The 15,040-nt window shown below is 29.8% G+C and carries 15 protein-coding genes; 7 read left to right on the top strand and 8 right to left on the bottom strand.

Annotated features, from left to right (window positions below; all coding sequences use genetic code 11):
- Positions 1–19: 19 nt before the first annotated feature.
- The 6 genes from ACI389_RS04505 to rfbD form a co-directional block, all read right to left on the bottom strand.
- Positions 20–298, bottom strand: coding sequence for a hypothetical protein (locus ACI389_RS04505; RefSeq protein ID WP_439780348.1), 279 nt, complete (start codon positions 296–298; stop codon positions 20–22).
- Positions 299–565, bottom strand: a complete 267-nt coding sequence (locus tag ACI389_RS04500) for a hypothetical protein (protein ID WP_439780347.1) — start codon at positions 563–565, stop codon at positions 299–301. It abuts the gene before it with no gap.
- 222 nt (positions 566–787) lie between these two features.
- Entirely contained in the window at positions 788–1,795 is a 1,008-nt protein-coding gene (gene rfbB / locus ACI389_RS04495) for a dTDP-glucose 4,6-dehydratase (RefSeq protein ID WP_439780346.1), read from the bottom strand.
- Between the two features lie 4 nt (positions 1,796–1,799).
- Entirely contained in the window at positions 1,800–2,360 is a 561-nt protein-coding gene (gene rfbC / locus ACI389_RS04490; RefSeq protein ID WP_439780345.1) for a dTDP-4-dehydrorhamnose 3,5-epimerase, read from the bottom strand.
- Positions 2,361–2,365: 5 nt separating this feature from the next.
- Positions 2,366–3,232, bottom strand: a complete 867-nt coding sequence (rfbA, locus tag ACI389_RS04485) for a glucose-1-phosphate thymidylyltransferase RfbA (protein ID WP_439780344.1) — start codon at positions 3,230–3,232, stop codon at positions 2,366–2,368.
- Between the two features lie 123 nt (positions 3,233–3,355).
- Positions 3,356–4,198 (bottom strand): dTDP-4-dehydrorhamnose reductase, encoded by an 843-nt coding sequence (gene rfbD / locus ACI389_RS04480; protein ID WP_439780343.1) that lies wholly within the window; start codon positions 4,196–4,198, stop codon positions 3,356–3,358.
- Positions 4,199–4,270: 72 nt separating this feature from the next.
- Here rfbD and ACI389_RS04475 point away from each other — a divergent pair, with 72 nt between their 5' ends.
- Complete coding sequence (locus tag ACI389_RS04475; RefSeq protein WP_439780342.1) at positions 4,271–5,509, top strand: nucleotide sugar dehydrogenase; 1,239 nt, start codon at positions 4,271–4,273, stop codon at positions 5,507–5,509.
- Here ACI389_RS04475 and ACI389_RS04470 read toward each other — a convergent pair.
- Positions 5,506–6,735 (bottom strand): DUF2264 domain-containing protein, encoded by a 1,230-nt coding sequence (locus tag ACI389_RS04470; RefSeq protein ID WP_439780341.1) that lies wholly within the window; start codon positions 6,733–6,735, stop codon positions 5,506–5,508. The two genes, ACI389_RS04475 and ACI389_RS04470, sit on opposite strands and share 4 nt — an antisense overlap.
- Positions 6,736–6,833: 98 nt before the next feature.
- On the opposite strand from ACI389_RS04470, the gene hacA reads away from it, so the two are divergent.
- The 5 genes from hacA (at position 6,834) to mmp11 (ending at position 11,063) form a co-directional block, all read left to right on the top strand.
- Positions 6,834–8,081 (top strand): homoaconitase large subunit, encoded by a 1,248-nt coding sequence (gene hacA / locus ACI389_RS04465; protein WP_439780340.1) that lies wholly within the window; start codon positions 6,834–6,836, stop codon positions 8,079–8,081.
- A gap of 1 nt (position 8,082) precedes the next feature.
- Entirely contained in the window at positions 8,083–8,562 is a 480-nt protein-coding gene (locus ACI389_RS04460; RefSeq protein ID WP_439780339.1) for a 3-isopropylmalate dehydratase small subunit, read from the top strand.
- Positions 8,537–9,544, top strand: a complete 1,008-nt coding sequence (locus ACI389_RS04455; RefSeq protein WP_439780338.1) for an isocitrate/isopropylmalate family dehydrogenase — start codon at positions 8,537–8,539, stop codon at positions 9,542–9,544. Before ACI389_RS04460 ends, ACI389_RS04455 begins: the two co-directional genes overlap by 26 nt.
- 152 nt (positions 9,545–9,696) lie before the next feature.
- Complete coding sequence (ribH, locus tag ACI389_RS04450) at positions 9,697–10,119, top strand: 6,7-dimethyl-8-ribityllumazine synthase (protein WP_439780337.1); 423 nt, start codon at positions 9,697–9,699, stop codon at positions 10,117–10,119.
- Between the two features lie 8 nt (positions 10,120–10,127).
- On the top strand, positions 10,128–11,063 hold the full coding sequence (gene mmp11 / locus ACI389_RS04445) for a methanogenesis marker protein 11 (RefSeq protein WP_439780336.1): 936 nt from the start codon (positions 10,128–10,130) through the stop codon (positions 11,061–11,063).
- A gap of 32 nt (positions 11,064–11,095) precedes the next feature.
- Here mmp11 and ACI389_RS04440 read toward each other — a convergent pair whose 3' ends face one another.
- A complete protein-coding gene (locus tag ACI389_RS04440) occupies positions 11,096–12,799 on the bottom strand; it encodes a glycosyltransferase (protein ID WP_439780335.1) in 1,704 nt (567 codons plus the stop codon).
- Positions 12,800–12,892: 93 nt separating this feature from the next.
- On the opposite strand from ACI389_RS04440, the gene ACI389_RS04435 reads away from it, so the two are divergent.
- Positions 12,893–15,040: a Tex family protein gene (locus ACI389_RS04435; protein WP_439780334.1), complete on the top strand. Its 2,148-nt coding sequence runs from the start codon at positions 12,893–12,895 to the stop codon at positions 15,038–15,040.

Below are 15,040 nucleotides of genomic sequence, written 5' to 3'. Positions count from 1 at the left end.
ATTAAACTATAAAATTTAATTAATGGAAAAATGCCAAAATACCAGGTAATGATCCCATCATAGATTGAATACCCAATATGAAAATAGCAAGACCTCCAATGAAATTAATATAACGAGCATATTTCATTGCAATCTTTGTACCAAAAGTTCCAATTAAAAGCCAGCAAACAACAGCAATTAAACTTAAAATTGAAAGAATAATTGGATCAACATGTGCTGCAACACCTTGTGCCGCTAAAATCAAGTTTTCAATGTTACCAAAAATTAACAATGCTAAAAATGGTTTTAATTCTTTCATTTAAACACCTCTAATAGATTCTACCATTGCTTGTAGACCTAAAATAAAAATAGCTAAACCACCAATAAAATCAATAAAAGAAACATAATCCATTAACATTGAAGTAGCAACTGTACCAATAAGTAACCATAAAATAACACAAATAAAACTAGCAATTCCTAATTTAAGAGGATTTACACCTGCCACAACACCTTGAGAAGACAACACCAAATTCTCAATATTACCAAAAACTATTAACCCAACAAAAGGTAAATATTGCTCCAACATTTCACAATCCCTCCATACAAATATTTTAAATTATTAATCTACTTCACTAATTTATTTAATATTATGATAATATATATAATTATCCTAAATATTCTAAATTCCATTATAAAAATTAAAAAATATCAATTTTAAGCACTTAAAATAAAAGAAAAATGAACAATATACTAAAAAAGAATATAATTAAAAAGAATAAGTAGAAGAGATGGAATTCCAATGTAAAATTTACCTATTACCATACATTTTATTATAATAATCTTGATATTGTCCACTTTTAACTTGATCAATCCACACTTGATTATCTAAATACCATTGGATTGTTTCTTTAACCCCCGTTTCAAAAGTATATTTAGGACTCCATCCCAATTCATTTTGAATTTTACTAGAATCAATAGCGTAACGTCTATCATGACCTAATCTATCTGTTACAAATCCAATTAAAGATTCCTCCTTATCTAACTGAGCCAATATTAGTTTAACGATTTCTATATTTTCTTTTTCATTATTTCCGCCAATATTATAAACTTCACCTAACTTACCTTCATGTAATACCAAATCAATAGCTTGACAGTGGTCATAAACATGTAACCAATCCCTAATGTTTTTACCATCACCATAAACTGGTAATTTTTTATCTTCTAAAGCATTTGAAATCATTAATGGAATTAATTTTTCAGGAAATTGATACGGTCCATAATTATTAGAACAACGAGTAATATTTATTGGTAAATCAAATGTTTCACCATAAGCACGAGTTATTAAATCCCCTCCTGCTTTTGAAGCTGAATAAGGACTATTAGGCTGTAAAGATGTGTTTTCTGTAAAATACCCATCTTCTCCAAGAGTACCATAAACTTCATCAGTTGAAATTTGAATGTATTTTTCCACACCATACTCTTTAGCAGCATTTAATAGAACTTGTGTTCCCAAGACATTTGATTTAATAAAAATTTCAGGATCAATTATGCTTCTATCCACATGACTTTCAGCCGCAAAATTAATAATGTAATCACACTGTTTAACCAAATCATCAACTATATTCTTGTCCCTAATGTCACCTTTAACAAATGAATAATTATCCTTATTTTCTATATCCTTTAAATTTTCAAGGTTTCCACAATATGTTAAAGCATCTAAGTTTATAATTTCATAATCTGAATATTTATTAACCATGTATCTAATAAAATTACTTCCGATAAATCCTGCTCCACCAGTAACAAGTATTTTTGACATATAATCACTCATATTTAATTTGAGAATCTTTAAAACTTAACCATTCTTTATCTTTATCAGACAAAATTATTTCATCAATTCCATCTAATGGCCAATCAATAGCTATATCTTCATCATCCCATTTAATTCCACTTTCATCTTCACCATGATAAAGTTCTGTACATTTATATACAAATTCAGCTTCATCTGATAATACTAAGAATCCATGAGCAAATTTTGGTGGAATAAATAACTGCTTTTTGTTTTCATCAGATAAAATAGTTCCAAACCATTTACCATAAGTAGGAGAACCAGCTCTTAAATCAACTCCAACATCAAATACTTCTCCTTTGATAACACGAACTAATTTCCCTTGAGGATATTTAACTTGTAGATGAAGACCTCTTAAAACTCCTTTTGTTGATTTTGATTGATTATCTTGAACAAAAGTCAAATCATAGCCAGCATCTTTAAAATCCTTTTCCTGATATGTTTCCATAAAATAGCCCCTATTATCTTCAAAGATAGTAGGCTCTACTACAAACATTCCCTCAATACCAGTTTCAATAAAGTTAAACTTTCCCATAAAAATCACTTTTTAACTAAATTAAATAAATATTGCCCATAATCAGTTTTTTTAAGTTCTTCTGCAGTCTTCAACAATTGTTTTACATCGATATATCCCTTTAAATAAGCAATTTCTTCAAGACAAGCAATATATAAACCTTGTCTTTTTTGAATAGTTTCAATAAAGTTTGCTGCTTCTAAAAGCCCTTCATGAGTTCCAGTATCAAGCCAAGCCATACCTCTCCCTAAGAGCTCAACTTTAAGTTTTCCACGTTTTAAATACTCCTCATTAATAGAAGTAATCTCAACTTCACCCCTACTAGAAGGTTTGATATTTTTAGCTATTTCAATGACTTCATTATCATAAAAATATAAACCAGGCACAATATAATTTGATTTAGGATTTTTTGGTTTTTCCTCAACAGAAAGTACATTCCATTCATCATCAAACTCAACAACACCAAAATCCTCTGGATTATTTGTATAATAACCAAATATCACTGCACCTTCCTCTAACTGAGTTGCTCTTTCAAGAACTTCTGTAAACCTATGACCATGGAACACATTATCTCCTAAAATTAAAACTACATTGTCATCTCCAATGAATTCTTCCCCAATTATAAATGCTTCTGCAAGCCCATTAGGATTTTCTTGAATAGCATATGAAAATTTAATTCCTAAACTTGACCCATCACCTAAAAGATCTTTATACATTGGTAAATCTCTAGGAGTTGAAATAATCAATATATCTTTAATCCCTGCTAACATTAATACAGAAATAGGATAATAAATCATTGGTTTATCGTATAAAGGCAATAATTGTTTTGAGATCGTCTTTGTAATAGGATAAAGACGAGTTCCAGAACCGCCTGCGAGTACTATACCCTTCATAACAATCACTATTAATTTTATTTTTTATAACTAATATATTATTTAGATTTAAAAATTTTTTAAATGCCTTCTAAAAGTACAATAGATTATTAGAACTTAATTTGCACATACAACAATATTAATTTATTCATAAATTCGCTTAATATATTCTTTAATAGCTTCTTTATAACCTCTAAATGGATTAAAACCATTATTAATCCAGTTTTTATTTTCCAATACAGAATAACTAGGACGTGGTGCAGGGCGAGCAAATTCAGATGCAGTGACTGGAATTACTTTAACATTAATATTAGCTACCTCAAATATGTATCTTGCAAATTCACACCAAGAACAACTCCCAGAATTAGTTAAATGATAAATACCATAAAAATCTGTTTCTATTAACTTAGAAATACCATTAGCTAAATCTAAAGTATAAGTTGGTGTTCCAACTTCATCATAAACAACAGTGATTTCAGTGTGATCTTTTGCAAGTTCAAGCATAGTTTTGGGGAAATTTTTACCATTAATACCATATAACCAAGCAGTTCTCACAATAAAATACTTATCGAGTATTTCTATAATCGCCTCTTCCCCTTTAAGTTTACTTTTACCATAAATACTTATAGGACCAACCCCATCATCTTCAACCCATGGTTTATCTTTTTTTCCATTAAAAATATAATCAGTACTTATATGAACAAGAGGACAATCAATTTCATTACATGCAAGAGCCAAATTCCTAACGCCTTCTCCATTAACAGCATAAGCAATATCTTGATTTTCTTCACATCCATCAACATCAGTGTATGCTGCTGCATTAATAACAATATCTGGTTTTTTATCTAAAATAAACTCAATTGTATGTTTTTTATCAGTTATATCTAATGTTTTAGAAGTTGTAAGTATCAATTCATGATTCTTTCTTAAAACTTCTTTTAAGTCATATCCCAACATTCCATTAGAACCAGTTATTAAAATCTTCATATTACCACTTAAATGTTTTAATATTAGTTTTAACAAATATTATATTTATATTTAAAATGTGGAGTTGACATCATGAAAGTATGTGTAATAGGTCAAGGTTATATTGGGCTTCCAACTGCAGCACTTTTTTCAAAAAGTCATTGCAAAGTGGTCGGAGTAGATATTTCTGAAAAAATAATTAATAATTTAAACAAAGGAATAGTTCACATTGAAGAACCTGGGATAGGAGAATTAATCAAAAATGCAGTAGAAAAAAAAACATATGTAGCTAGTTTAACTCCACAAAAAGCCGATGCATTTATTATTACCGTACCAACACCATATGTTATCGAAAATTATAGTTGTGATTTAACTTACGTTATTGATGCCTGTCACTCCATAATACCATTTTTAGAAGAAGAAAATACTGTCATTATTGAATCTACAATCGCTCCAATGTCAACTGATGAACAAATAAAACCAATATTTGAAGAAGCAGGATTTACTATTGGAAAAGATTTATATCTTGCACACTGTCCAGAAAGAGTCCTTCCAGGACAAATAATGTATGAATTAGTTAATAATAATAGAATTATTGGTGGAATTACACCAGAATGTGCTAAAAAAGCAAGTGAAGTTTATGGTAAATTTGTTAAAGGAGAATTAATACTTACTGAAGCAAAAACAGCTGAATTATCAAAATGTATGGAAAACACATTTAGAGATGTGAATATTGCACTTGCAAACGAGCTTGCAAAAATTTGTGCAAAAATTGGTGTTAATGCACTTGATGTAATTGAAATGGCAAATAAACATCCAAGAGTTAACCTTCATTCTCCTGGACCTGGTGTTGGAGGACATTGCCTTGCAATTGATCCATATTTTATTTACGCAAAAGCTCCCGAAACTGCAAAAATTATCAAATTAGCAAGAGATACAAACAATTCAATGCCAGATTTTGTTTGTGAAAATGTTAAAAAAATTATTAAAAAAGGTAAAATAGCTGTTTTAGGTGTTTCTTATAAAGGAAATACAGATGATGATAGGGAAAGTCCTGCTTATGAAATAATATCTAAATTAAGTAGTGATTATGATATTCTAATTCATGACCCTCACATTGAAAATCCTAATTACTTAAATTTTAATGAAGTAATAAAAGATAGTGATTTAATTTTAGTACTTTGTGACCATGATGAATTTAAGAATTTAGATTATGATTTAATAAAAAATAGTATGAAAAATCCAATAATATTTGATACAAAAAATATAATAAAAGAAGTTCCCTCTGAAATTAAGTTATATAATTACGGGAACTTATATGAATTAAACTAAAAATTAATAGATTGATCTCTTTCAATTGGATGACCGCTCCATGCTTTAAGACTACTCCATTCTGCAGAAGGAGATTTCCAAAACATATCATCTATCTTCAAACCTAATGGTAAAAAGATTGAACAACATGAATAAAGAGTCCCTGTGTTAGTAGTATCTTCAGATACATCTGCCTGTAAACCATTTAAACCAATAATTAACCATCCATTAGAATTAAAATTGTTATAAGATTCAAATTGAATTTTTAAAACTTTTGTAAGAGCAGATCTAACTTGAGCAGGATTAATATTTCTTGGCAATATTTTAAATAAAGTAGCTTGTGACAATGCGTGAAAAATACCGCAACGATAAGACAAAAATTTTCCAATTAATGGATAAGTTCCCTCAGGAGAAATAACTCTTTCAAGCTGTGATGCTAATCTTGAAGACCTCATTAATTGAACATCTAAAAATTCACCATCTTCCAAACCATATTTTCTCATTACCATTAAAATATCATTAAGCATAGGATGGATAAATAAGCTATTATAATAACCTACCTCAAAATCTTCACCATTAGCATACATTGCATCTCCAATATATAACTCATCTCTAAACTTACGAACACCATAAACCAAACGTTCCTTATCACATTCACCAGTAAATTCTAAAAGAGCAGCTTCAATCATTGAAGTATATAATAACCAATGATTTTCATAAGGAGCTATGATTCTTGTACTTTTAAGATCTTCAATTATTCTAGCTTGAACATTAATAGGTAAGTTAAGCCAAATTTGATTTTTAGCTCTAAGTAACCCTTGAGCAAATAAAGCAACATCAACTAAAGATTGTTTAGGTCCTACAATAAAGATATAATCATTACTTTTTGGATTAATAGCATTAGAAATAGATTTTAATGTCAAATAAATATATTTCTCACGAATTCTACCTTCTTCAGAATTATCTACACCAAGTTCCAACCAAGGTGCAATTCCATTAAATATTCTGACAAAAGCATCCAAATAAGCAGATTCATAATTATCAGCAGAAATGGATTCAACAGACATATTTTTTTTAAGAGAACCATTTGCCAAATTATTTAATACTGGAAAAGCAATTTTTTGTAAAGTTGAAACCCAAAAAATTCTATCTTCCAAAATAGAAGGTTTCTCCTCAATTACAGGAGTTTCCTTTTTCTTAAATCTTTTAAAAATTGAGTTACTCATATTGTATATTTTGATAAACATATTATATAAATATATAAAAATTAAATTTTCAAAAATAAAGCAATCATTATATATTTTATAATAGATATATATTTATCATTAATAAAGAGGATTATAATATGCCAACAATGTCAGAAAAAATATTAGCTAAAGCTTCTGGAAAAGATAATGTAGAAGCTGGAGACATAGTTATTGCAAATATCGATGTAGCAATGACACATGATTTAACTGGACCTCTTTCAGTAGAATCTTTTGAAAAAATTGGAGCTAAAAATGTTTGGGATGCATCAAAAATTATTATTCCTTTTGATCACCAAGTTCCTGCAGATTCTATTGATTCAGCTAATAATCATATAATAATGAGAGAATTTGTTAAAAAATACAATATTGAAAATTTTTATGATGTTAATGCTGGAGTTTGCCACCAAATTTTACCAGAACAAGGCCATGTAGTTCCTGGAGAGGTAATTGTGGGTGCAGATTCTCATACATGTACTCATGGAGCATTAGGTGCATTTTCAACAGGTATTGGATCAACAGATATGGCAATGGTATTTGCTGAAGGTAATTTATGGCTTAAAGTGCCTGAAACAAATAGATTTAACATTACTGGAGATTTAAAAGAAAATGTCTATGCAAAAGATGTTATTTTATATATTATTGGTCAAATGGGTGCTGATGGTTCAACTTACAAAGCCTGTGAATTTGCTGGTGAAACCATATCAAATATGAGCATTTCAGATAGAATGGTATTATGTAATATGGCAATTGAAATGGGTGGAAAAACTGGTCTAGTAGAACCTGACCAAAAAACAATTGACTATGTTAAAAAACATTCCAATAAACCTTATAAAATATTTAAAACTGATTTGGATTCACCTTCACTTAATCTTATTGACATTGATGTAAGCAATTTAGAACCCCAAATTGCTTGTCCTCATAATGTAGATAATGTAAAGCCAATTAGTGAAGTAGACCAAGAAATTGACCAAGTATTCTTAGGTTCCTGTACTAATGGTAGATTAAGTGACTTAAGAGATGCTGCTAAAATATTGAAAGGTAATAAGATAGCTAAAGACACTAGAATGTTAGTTATTCCCGCATCTAGAGAAATATATTTAAAAGCATTAGATGAAGGATTAATTAAAATATTTGTTGAATCTGGTGCACTTGTATCTGCTCCATGTTGTGGTCCTTGCCTTGGAGGACACACTGGAATTATTGGACCAGACGAAGTAAGTCTTTCCACTTCCAATAGAAACTTTAAAGGAAGACAGGGCAGTCCTGATGGAGAAGTATTTTTATCCTCTGCGGCTGTTGCTGCTGCTTCAGCAATTGAAGGAAAAATTGTAGCTCCAGGTGAATAATATGAAAGGAACAGCATGGAAATTCGGAAATGATATTGATACCGACATTATCATTCCAGGAAGATACTTAATTTATACTGATGAAGAAAGATTATCCAAACATTGTATGGAAGGTTTAGATTCTGAATTTAACAAAAAATGTAAAAAAGGCGATTTTATTGTTGCGGGAACAAACTTTGGATGCGGTTCTTCAAGAGAACATGCTCCAATAGCACTTAAAGGTGCAGGAGTTTCAGCTATCATTGCTGAATCTTTTGCGAGAATATTTTATAGAAACGCTACAAATGTTGGAATCCCACTATTAGAAGCTCCGGGAATTAGTAAAATCATAGAAGATGGAGAAAAAATTGAAATAGACCTAGATAAAGCAACTATAAAATCTCAGAATGGCGAAATAATCACATTTAAAAAATTACCTCCATTCATGTTAGAAATATTAGAACAAGGTGGTTTAATTGAATACCTCAAAAACAAAAGATAAATATCAAATTGCTGTTATTCCAGGTGATGGCATAGGTAATGAAGTGATGGAAGCAGCAATATATGTTTTAGATGCTTTAAACATTAACTTTGAGTATATTTATGCAGAAGCAGGTGATGAATGTCTTGAAAAAAATGGTACTGCATTACCTGATGAAACATTAGAAATTATTAGAAAATCTGATGCTTGTTTATTTGGTGCAGCAGGTGAAACCGCAGCAGACGTAATTGTTAAAATACGCCAAGAAATGGAAATGTTTGCTAACTTAAGACCGGTAAAATCATATCCAAACACTAATTCCTTATCTGAGAATATAGATTTCATGATAGTACGTGAAAATACCGAAGGATTATACATAGCCGGTGAAGAAGATTATACTGAAGAAGGTGCTGTAGCTAGACGTATTATTACACGTGAAGCAGAGGAACGTATTATTGACTATGCATTTAAATATGCAAAAGAAAATAATAAAAGTAAAGTAACTGGTGTTCACAAAGCTAATGTATTAAAAAAAAGTGATGGATTATTCAAAGATGTATTCTATGAAGTTGCTAAAAGATATCCTGAAATTGCAACTGAGGATTATTACGTTGATGCAACCGCAATGTATCTTATTACAAAGCCAGAAAGCTTTGATGTGATCGTGACCACAAATCTTTTTGGAGACATACTTTCTGACGAAGGTGCTGGTCTTGTTGGAGGACTTGGTTTAATACCATCTGCTAATATTGGTAAGAATGCAGCATTATTTGAGCCTGTTCATGGTTCAGCACCAGACATTGCAGGTCAAGGAAAAGCCAATCCACTAGCTATGATGCTCTCAGCTATAATGATGCTTAGATATCTTGGTGAAAATGAAGCGGCTGATAAATTTGATAATGCAATATTAAAAGTACTTAATAATGCTAATATTTTAACTTGCGATTTAGGTGGTTCTGCGACCACTATGGAACTAGCTGAGGAAGTTAAAAATAATTTATAAAATGGAGATAGATTGCATGAATTTTAAAAAATTAACAAAAATACAATTTGCAGCACTTTTTATTATATTTATTATGGTAATAAGTGGTGTTGCTGGATTCCTTCTCACATTATTTAGTGGAAGTATGTAAAAAAATATAGAGGTTAGATAAAATGGTAAAATATGAAATTGCAGCAGTAGTTGCAGAATTTAATTATGATATTACACAAATGATGTTAGAACTCGCAAAAGCAGAAGCAAAAAACAGAGGATGCGAAATTACAAAAGTAGTCGCTGTTCCTGGCGTATTCGATATGCCTCTTGTAATTAAAAAATTATTAAAATCAGACAAATATGATGCAATTGTTACATTAGGTGCTGTAATCGAAGGTGCAACCGATCATGATCAAATTGTAGCACAACATGCTTCTCGTAAAATTGCTGACTTAGCATTAGAATATGATACTCCAGTAGCACTTGGTATTACTGGTCCTGGAATGACCAGATTAGATGCTCACAGACGTGTTAAAAATGCAAAAAGTGCAGTTGAAGCAGCTATTAAAATGTGTGATAGATTAAGTGAATTAGACGAATAGATGATCACATGGAAATATTAAAACCTAATGAATTACGAGAAAAATTTAACGATCCGTGGATTGCACCATACCAAAAAGTTCTAACAATGGTAGAAGGAGATAAAGTAGAACTCGTTGAATATCACCCATGTATTTCCGGTTCCCATTGGTTGTTAAATCAATACAGAAACAATTCTGAGTTAATTGATTCAGCTTATCGTGACGGTAACAAACATGTCTATAAATGTCATGTCGGTAAAGCACCATTAGATCTTAAAGCAAGTTTTAATGCAGCAGGAATTGATGAAATTGTTGTTGATGGTGATGAAGTTAAAATAACCCATAGTGGACTTGCTGGTGCTGGTGTTGGAGCTGGAATGTGCAGAGGAATGGGAGAAGGCGTTAAATACATTGAACTTATTCAAGTTGGAGGAGGTTCAAAAGCTGGAAAAGCTACAGTTGTTACTCCAAAACTTGAAAAAGTAGTAATTGGTATTGATGATACAGATGTTAAAGATGCTGGAGCTACTTGGACAATGGCTCATAATTTAGGTGTTGAACTTAAAAATGAAGGTTTTGAATACTTAGATCATATTATTGTCCAATTATACCCACATAATCCGCATAAAACTCAAAATTGCGTATCTATAGCGTTAACATTCGCTGTTGAAGAATCTAAAAAAGAAGAGCTAATAAACAGAGTTATTGAAATTCTTAAAAGAGACACTTTATCCGATAAAACAGCAATTGCTATTTTAGGAGGTTTAGATATTCCTGAAAAATTAAGAGAATATTCAATAGCTACAAAATCTGGAATGATGGATGTCAAAACTGCAGAATCACTTGCAAAAGAATTAAACATACCATTAATCGCTGTTACAGGTGAACAAGGAAAAGTTGGTGCTCTTGCTGCTTTAGGTCTTTATGATGATGTTGAAGAAGCTGTAAAAGCATACGATAAATAAATCTAAAAGAAATTATTCTTTTTAGATTTATACTACTTTTTAAAATTAAAATTTAAGAAATTACCCTGATTTCCACTAGCAAACTGTTTTATTGAGGTGGAATTTGTACCGTTAAATACTATTTCTATATTATGCTTACCATATTCAAAGGATTTAGTTAAATTATCATTATAATTAAATGAAGTTACATAACTTCCACCTACAGAAATATCATAGGTACTATTTTCTTTAAAACAACCATATGAGGATACAATAGATTCATTATCTAAAAATATTTCATATTTAGATGATTGTTTTTCACTTGATGAAATGAAATATTTTTCCTTGATTGTTGTATTATTATATTCATAAGCATGAGTAATTAAAGATCCATCAAAAATATCTTTTAAACGACTATTTTGAATTACTTCACCATTTTTAACATGCAATAATTTTTTAACTTCAATAGGCATCCTTAAAATATCAGGTTCCCCAAATCTAGTTTCATTTACTTTATATATATTACCGCCTAATTCAATTGTATCATTAATACCAATACCCAGCGTCATCATCGCATCCGAAGGCATGCGTATTTGATTAGATTCATTTTCAATTGCAGTATCAATAGTATATGGTCCTCTTACAGAAATTGTATCTTGTGGAGAATCATCAGCATAGATTATTAAATTTCTAGAGTTAGGTTCAATAGATAAGACTCCATGATCAAAGTGTGCTGCACCAATAAATGTTGAAATCATCAAAAGTAATATTATTATTGAAATAATCATTGGAAAATGAATTTTAACAAAAGATTTTATTAAACTACTTCCAGGTGCCTTCCTAAACATTACAATCGATTTAATAATAACTTTAATAATGTAAAAAATTGCAATTAAAATACCAATGATTGAAATTATAACTCCTATAGATAATGGAACAAATTTTACAAAGAAAATTGTAAATAATCCAAGAATTACTAAAGATAAACCAACAATAGCCATCCTGATATAATATCCAATATCATCAATCATTGTAACTCTTCCGTACTTATTAGCACGACCTATAATTGTTCTTACAACTTCATTAGCCATTAAATTCAAATCAGAAAGTGAAGACATGTCATGTTCAATAGCACCAATGTCAACTTCCATGATAGAAATTCCTAAAACATCAGCATCAATAACAATACCAACATCCACACCATAATCACTTTCAAAATTAATCTTTTTTAAAATTTCCTTACGTGCTGCAAATTGACCACTTAATGGTTGTTCAAATGAAATTTCTGGGAAAAAAAAGTTGAGTAACGGTTTAGCAGTGAGTTCCGTAACACGTCCACTTGCACGAGAAAATTTAGTTTTAGTAATATCTGTTTTACCCTCTAAAATAGGTTTAATCATTGATTCAACTTTACTAGATGTTAAATTATAGATATCCGCGTCAATAAATGCAATGATATCACATTCAGAACATCTATATCCTGTTTTTAGAGCTTCCCCTTTTCCTTTATTAATATCATGATTAATTACAGTAGCTCCAGCCTTTAAGGCTTCTGCTTCAGTATTATCCAATGATCCATCATTAACAACAATGATTTCATCAACAAAGGATACTTTCTTAACTACCTGTACAACCTTAGCTACAGTATCTTCTTCATTAAATGCTGGAATGATAACTGAAACTTTTTTATATTTATTAGGTTTTTGAGTTTTTACACCTGCAAGCAAAAAAGAAAGAATTACAAAAAACCAATACATTAAAATTCACCATTACAAATTACTATAGTATTAATTATATTTTTTATAACATATAAATAGTAATAGAAAGATTAAATTAATTTATGTGAAAAAATGATAGCAAAAACACTCGAAAAAGAATTAAACCTATCTAATTGGCAAGTTAATAAGGTAATCCAATTAATTGATGATGGAAACACAATACCATTCATTGCACGATATAGGAAAGATGTTACTGGCTCATTAAACGACGTTACTCTTAGAAAATTTGATGAAAGATTAAAATATCTTAGAAATTTAGAAAATAAAAAAGAAAAAATCATTAAAAGAATAAATGAGCTTGGAAAATTAGATGATAACTTAAAAAACAATATTCTCAATTCTAAAACACTAGTTGAACTTGAAGATTTATACAGACCATACAAAACTAAAAAACAAACAAGAGCAACAAAAGCTCGTGAAAAAGGTCTTGAACCTTTAGCATCAATAATATTAAAACAAGAAACTAAAGAAAAAATAGAAACTATTGCTAAAAATTACATAACTGAAGAAGTTAAAACCATTGAAGAAGCAATTCAAGGTGCCAAAGACATCATAGCTGAAGAAATTTCAGACAACTCTGAATTTAGAAAAAAAATTAGGCAAAATACCTTTTATACTGGTCAAATCGAAACAAAAGCTAAAAATAATGAAGAATCAACTGAATACGATCTTTACTATAATTATTCAGAAAACATTAAAAAAATACCTCCACACAGGATTTTAGCGATTAATAGAGCAGAAAAAGAAGGAATTATTAAAGGTAAAATCACATGTGATAGTGATGAAATAATTAAATATCTAAATAGACACATTCTAAAAAACATCTCAGAAATTCCTGAAAAAATTGAATATAATCCATATACGACAAAAATTATCAAAGAATCTGTTGAAGATGCTTATAAAAGATTAATTTCACCTGCAATAGAACGGGAAATCAGAAATTACCTAACTGAAAAAGCAGAAGAAAAATCAATTGAAGTATTTGCAAAAAATCTAAATCAACTATTAATGGAAAGTCCTCTTGTTGGAAAAACCATATTAGGATGGGACCCTGCTTTCAGAACCGGATGTAAACTAGCAATCATCGATAAAACAGGTAAAGTCCTTGATACTGCATTAATTTATCCAACACAACCTCAAAATAAAGTTAAAGAATCAATTGAAACCGTTAGAAAATTAATTGATAAATATAATATTAATGTAATAGCTATTGGGAATGGAACTGCTTCAAGGGAATCAGAACAAATTGTTGCTGAAATAATTAAAAACACTAAAGTAGAATATACCATCGTAAATGAAGCTGGAGCATCCGTTTATTCAGCTTCAAAATATGCTGATGAAGAATTTCCTGATTTTTCTGAAGGAGAAAGAAGTGCTATTTCAATTGCCAGAAGACTTCAAGATCCATTAGCAGAACTCGTAAAAATTGACCCAAAATCCATTGGAGTTGGACAATACCAACATGATATGAATCAGAAATTATTAAATAACTCATTAACTGGTGTTGTTGAAAAAGTAGTAAACGAAGTAGGTGTAGATTTAAATACTGCATCTGTAAGCTTACTTAATTATGTATCCGGAATTGGAAATACTACTGCTAAGAATATTATAAATTACAGAGAAGAAAATGGAAGCTTTAACTCTAGAAAAGAATTATTAAAAGTTAAAAAACTTGGTAAAAAAACATATGAACAATGTGCAGGATTTATTAAAGTTAAAAATCCAGAATATCCTCTTGATAATACTACAATACATCCTGAATCATATGATATTACTTATAAACTACTTGAAAATTTAAATTATAGTGTTAATGATATTGGAAACCCAAATTTAAAATTAGATAATATTGACATTAACAAAATTTCAGATGAATTAGATGTTGGTCAAGAAACATTAAAAGATATTATTAAAGAACTTAAAAAACCTGGACGAGATCCACGTGAGGATATGCCAAAACCTATGCTTAGAAAAAATGTATTATCAATTGAAGACTTAGAAATAGGTATGATAATGCAAGGAACTGTTAGAAATATAGTAGATTTTGGAGCATTTGTTGATATTGGAGTTCATCAAGATGGACTAGTTCATATTTCACAATTAGTTGCAGACAAATTTGTAAAACATCCCCTTGATATCGTTAGCATCGGAGATATTGTTGATGTGAAAGTTTTAGACATTGATTTAAAAAGAAATAGGATTAACCTTTCAATGATACTTTAA

Origin of the sequence: Methanobrevibacter sp. (assembly GCF_051877095.1) — an archaeon.
In the GTDB taxonomy this organism is placed as follows: Archaea; Methanobacteriota; Methanobacteria; order Methanobacteriales; family Methanobacteriaceae; genus Methanocatella.
This window is presented reverse-complemented; position numbering and strand designations above follow the sequence as displayed.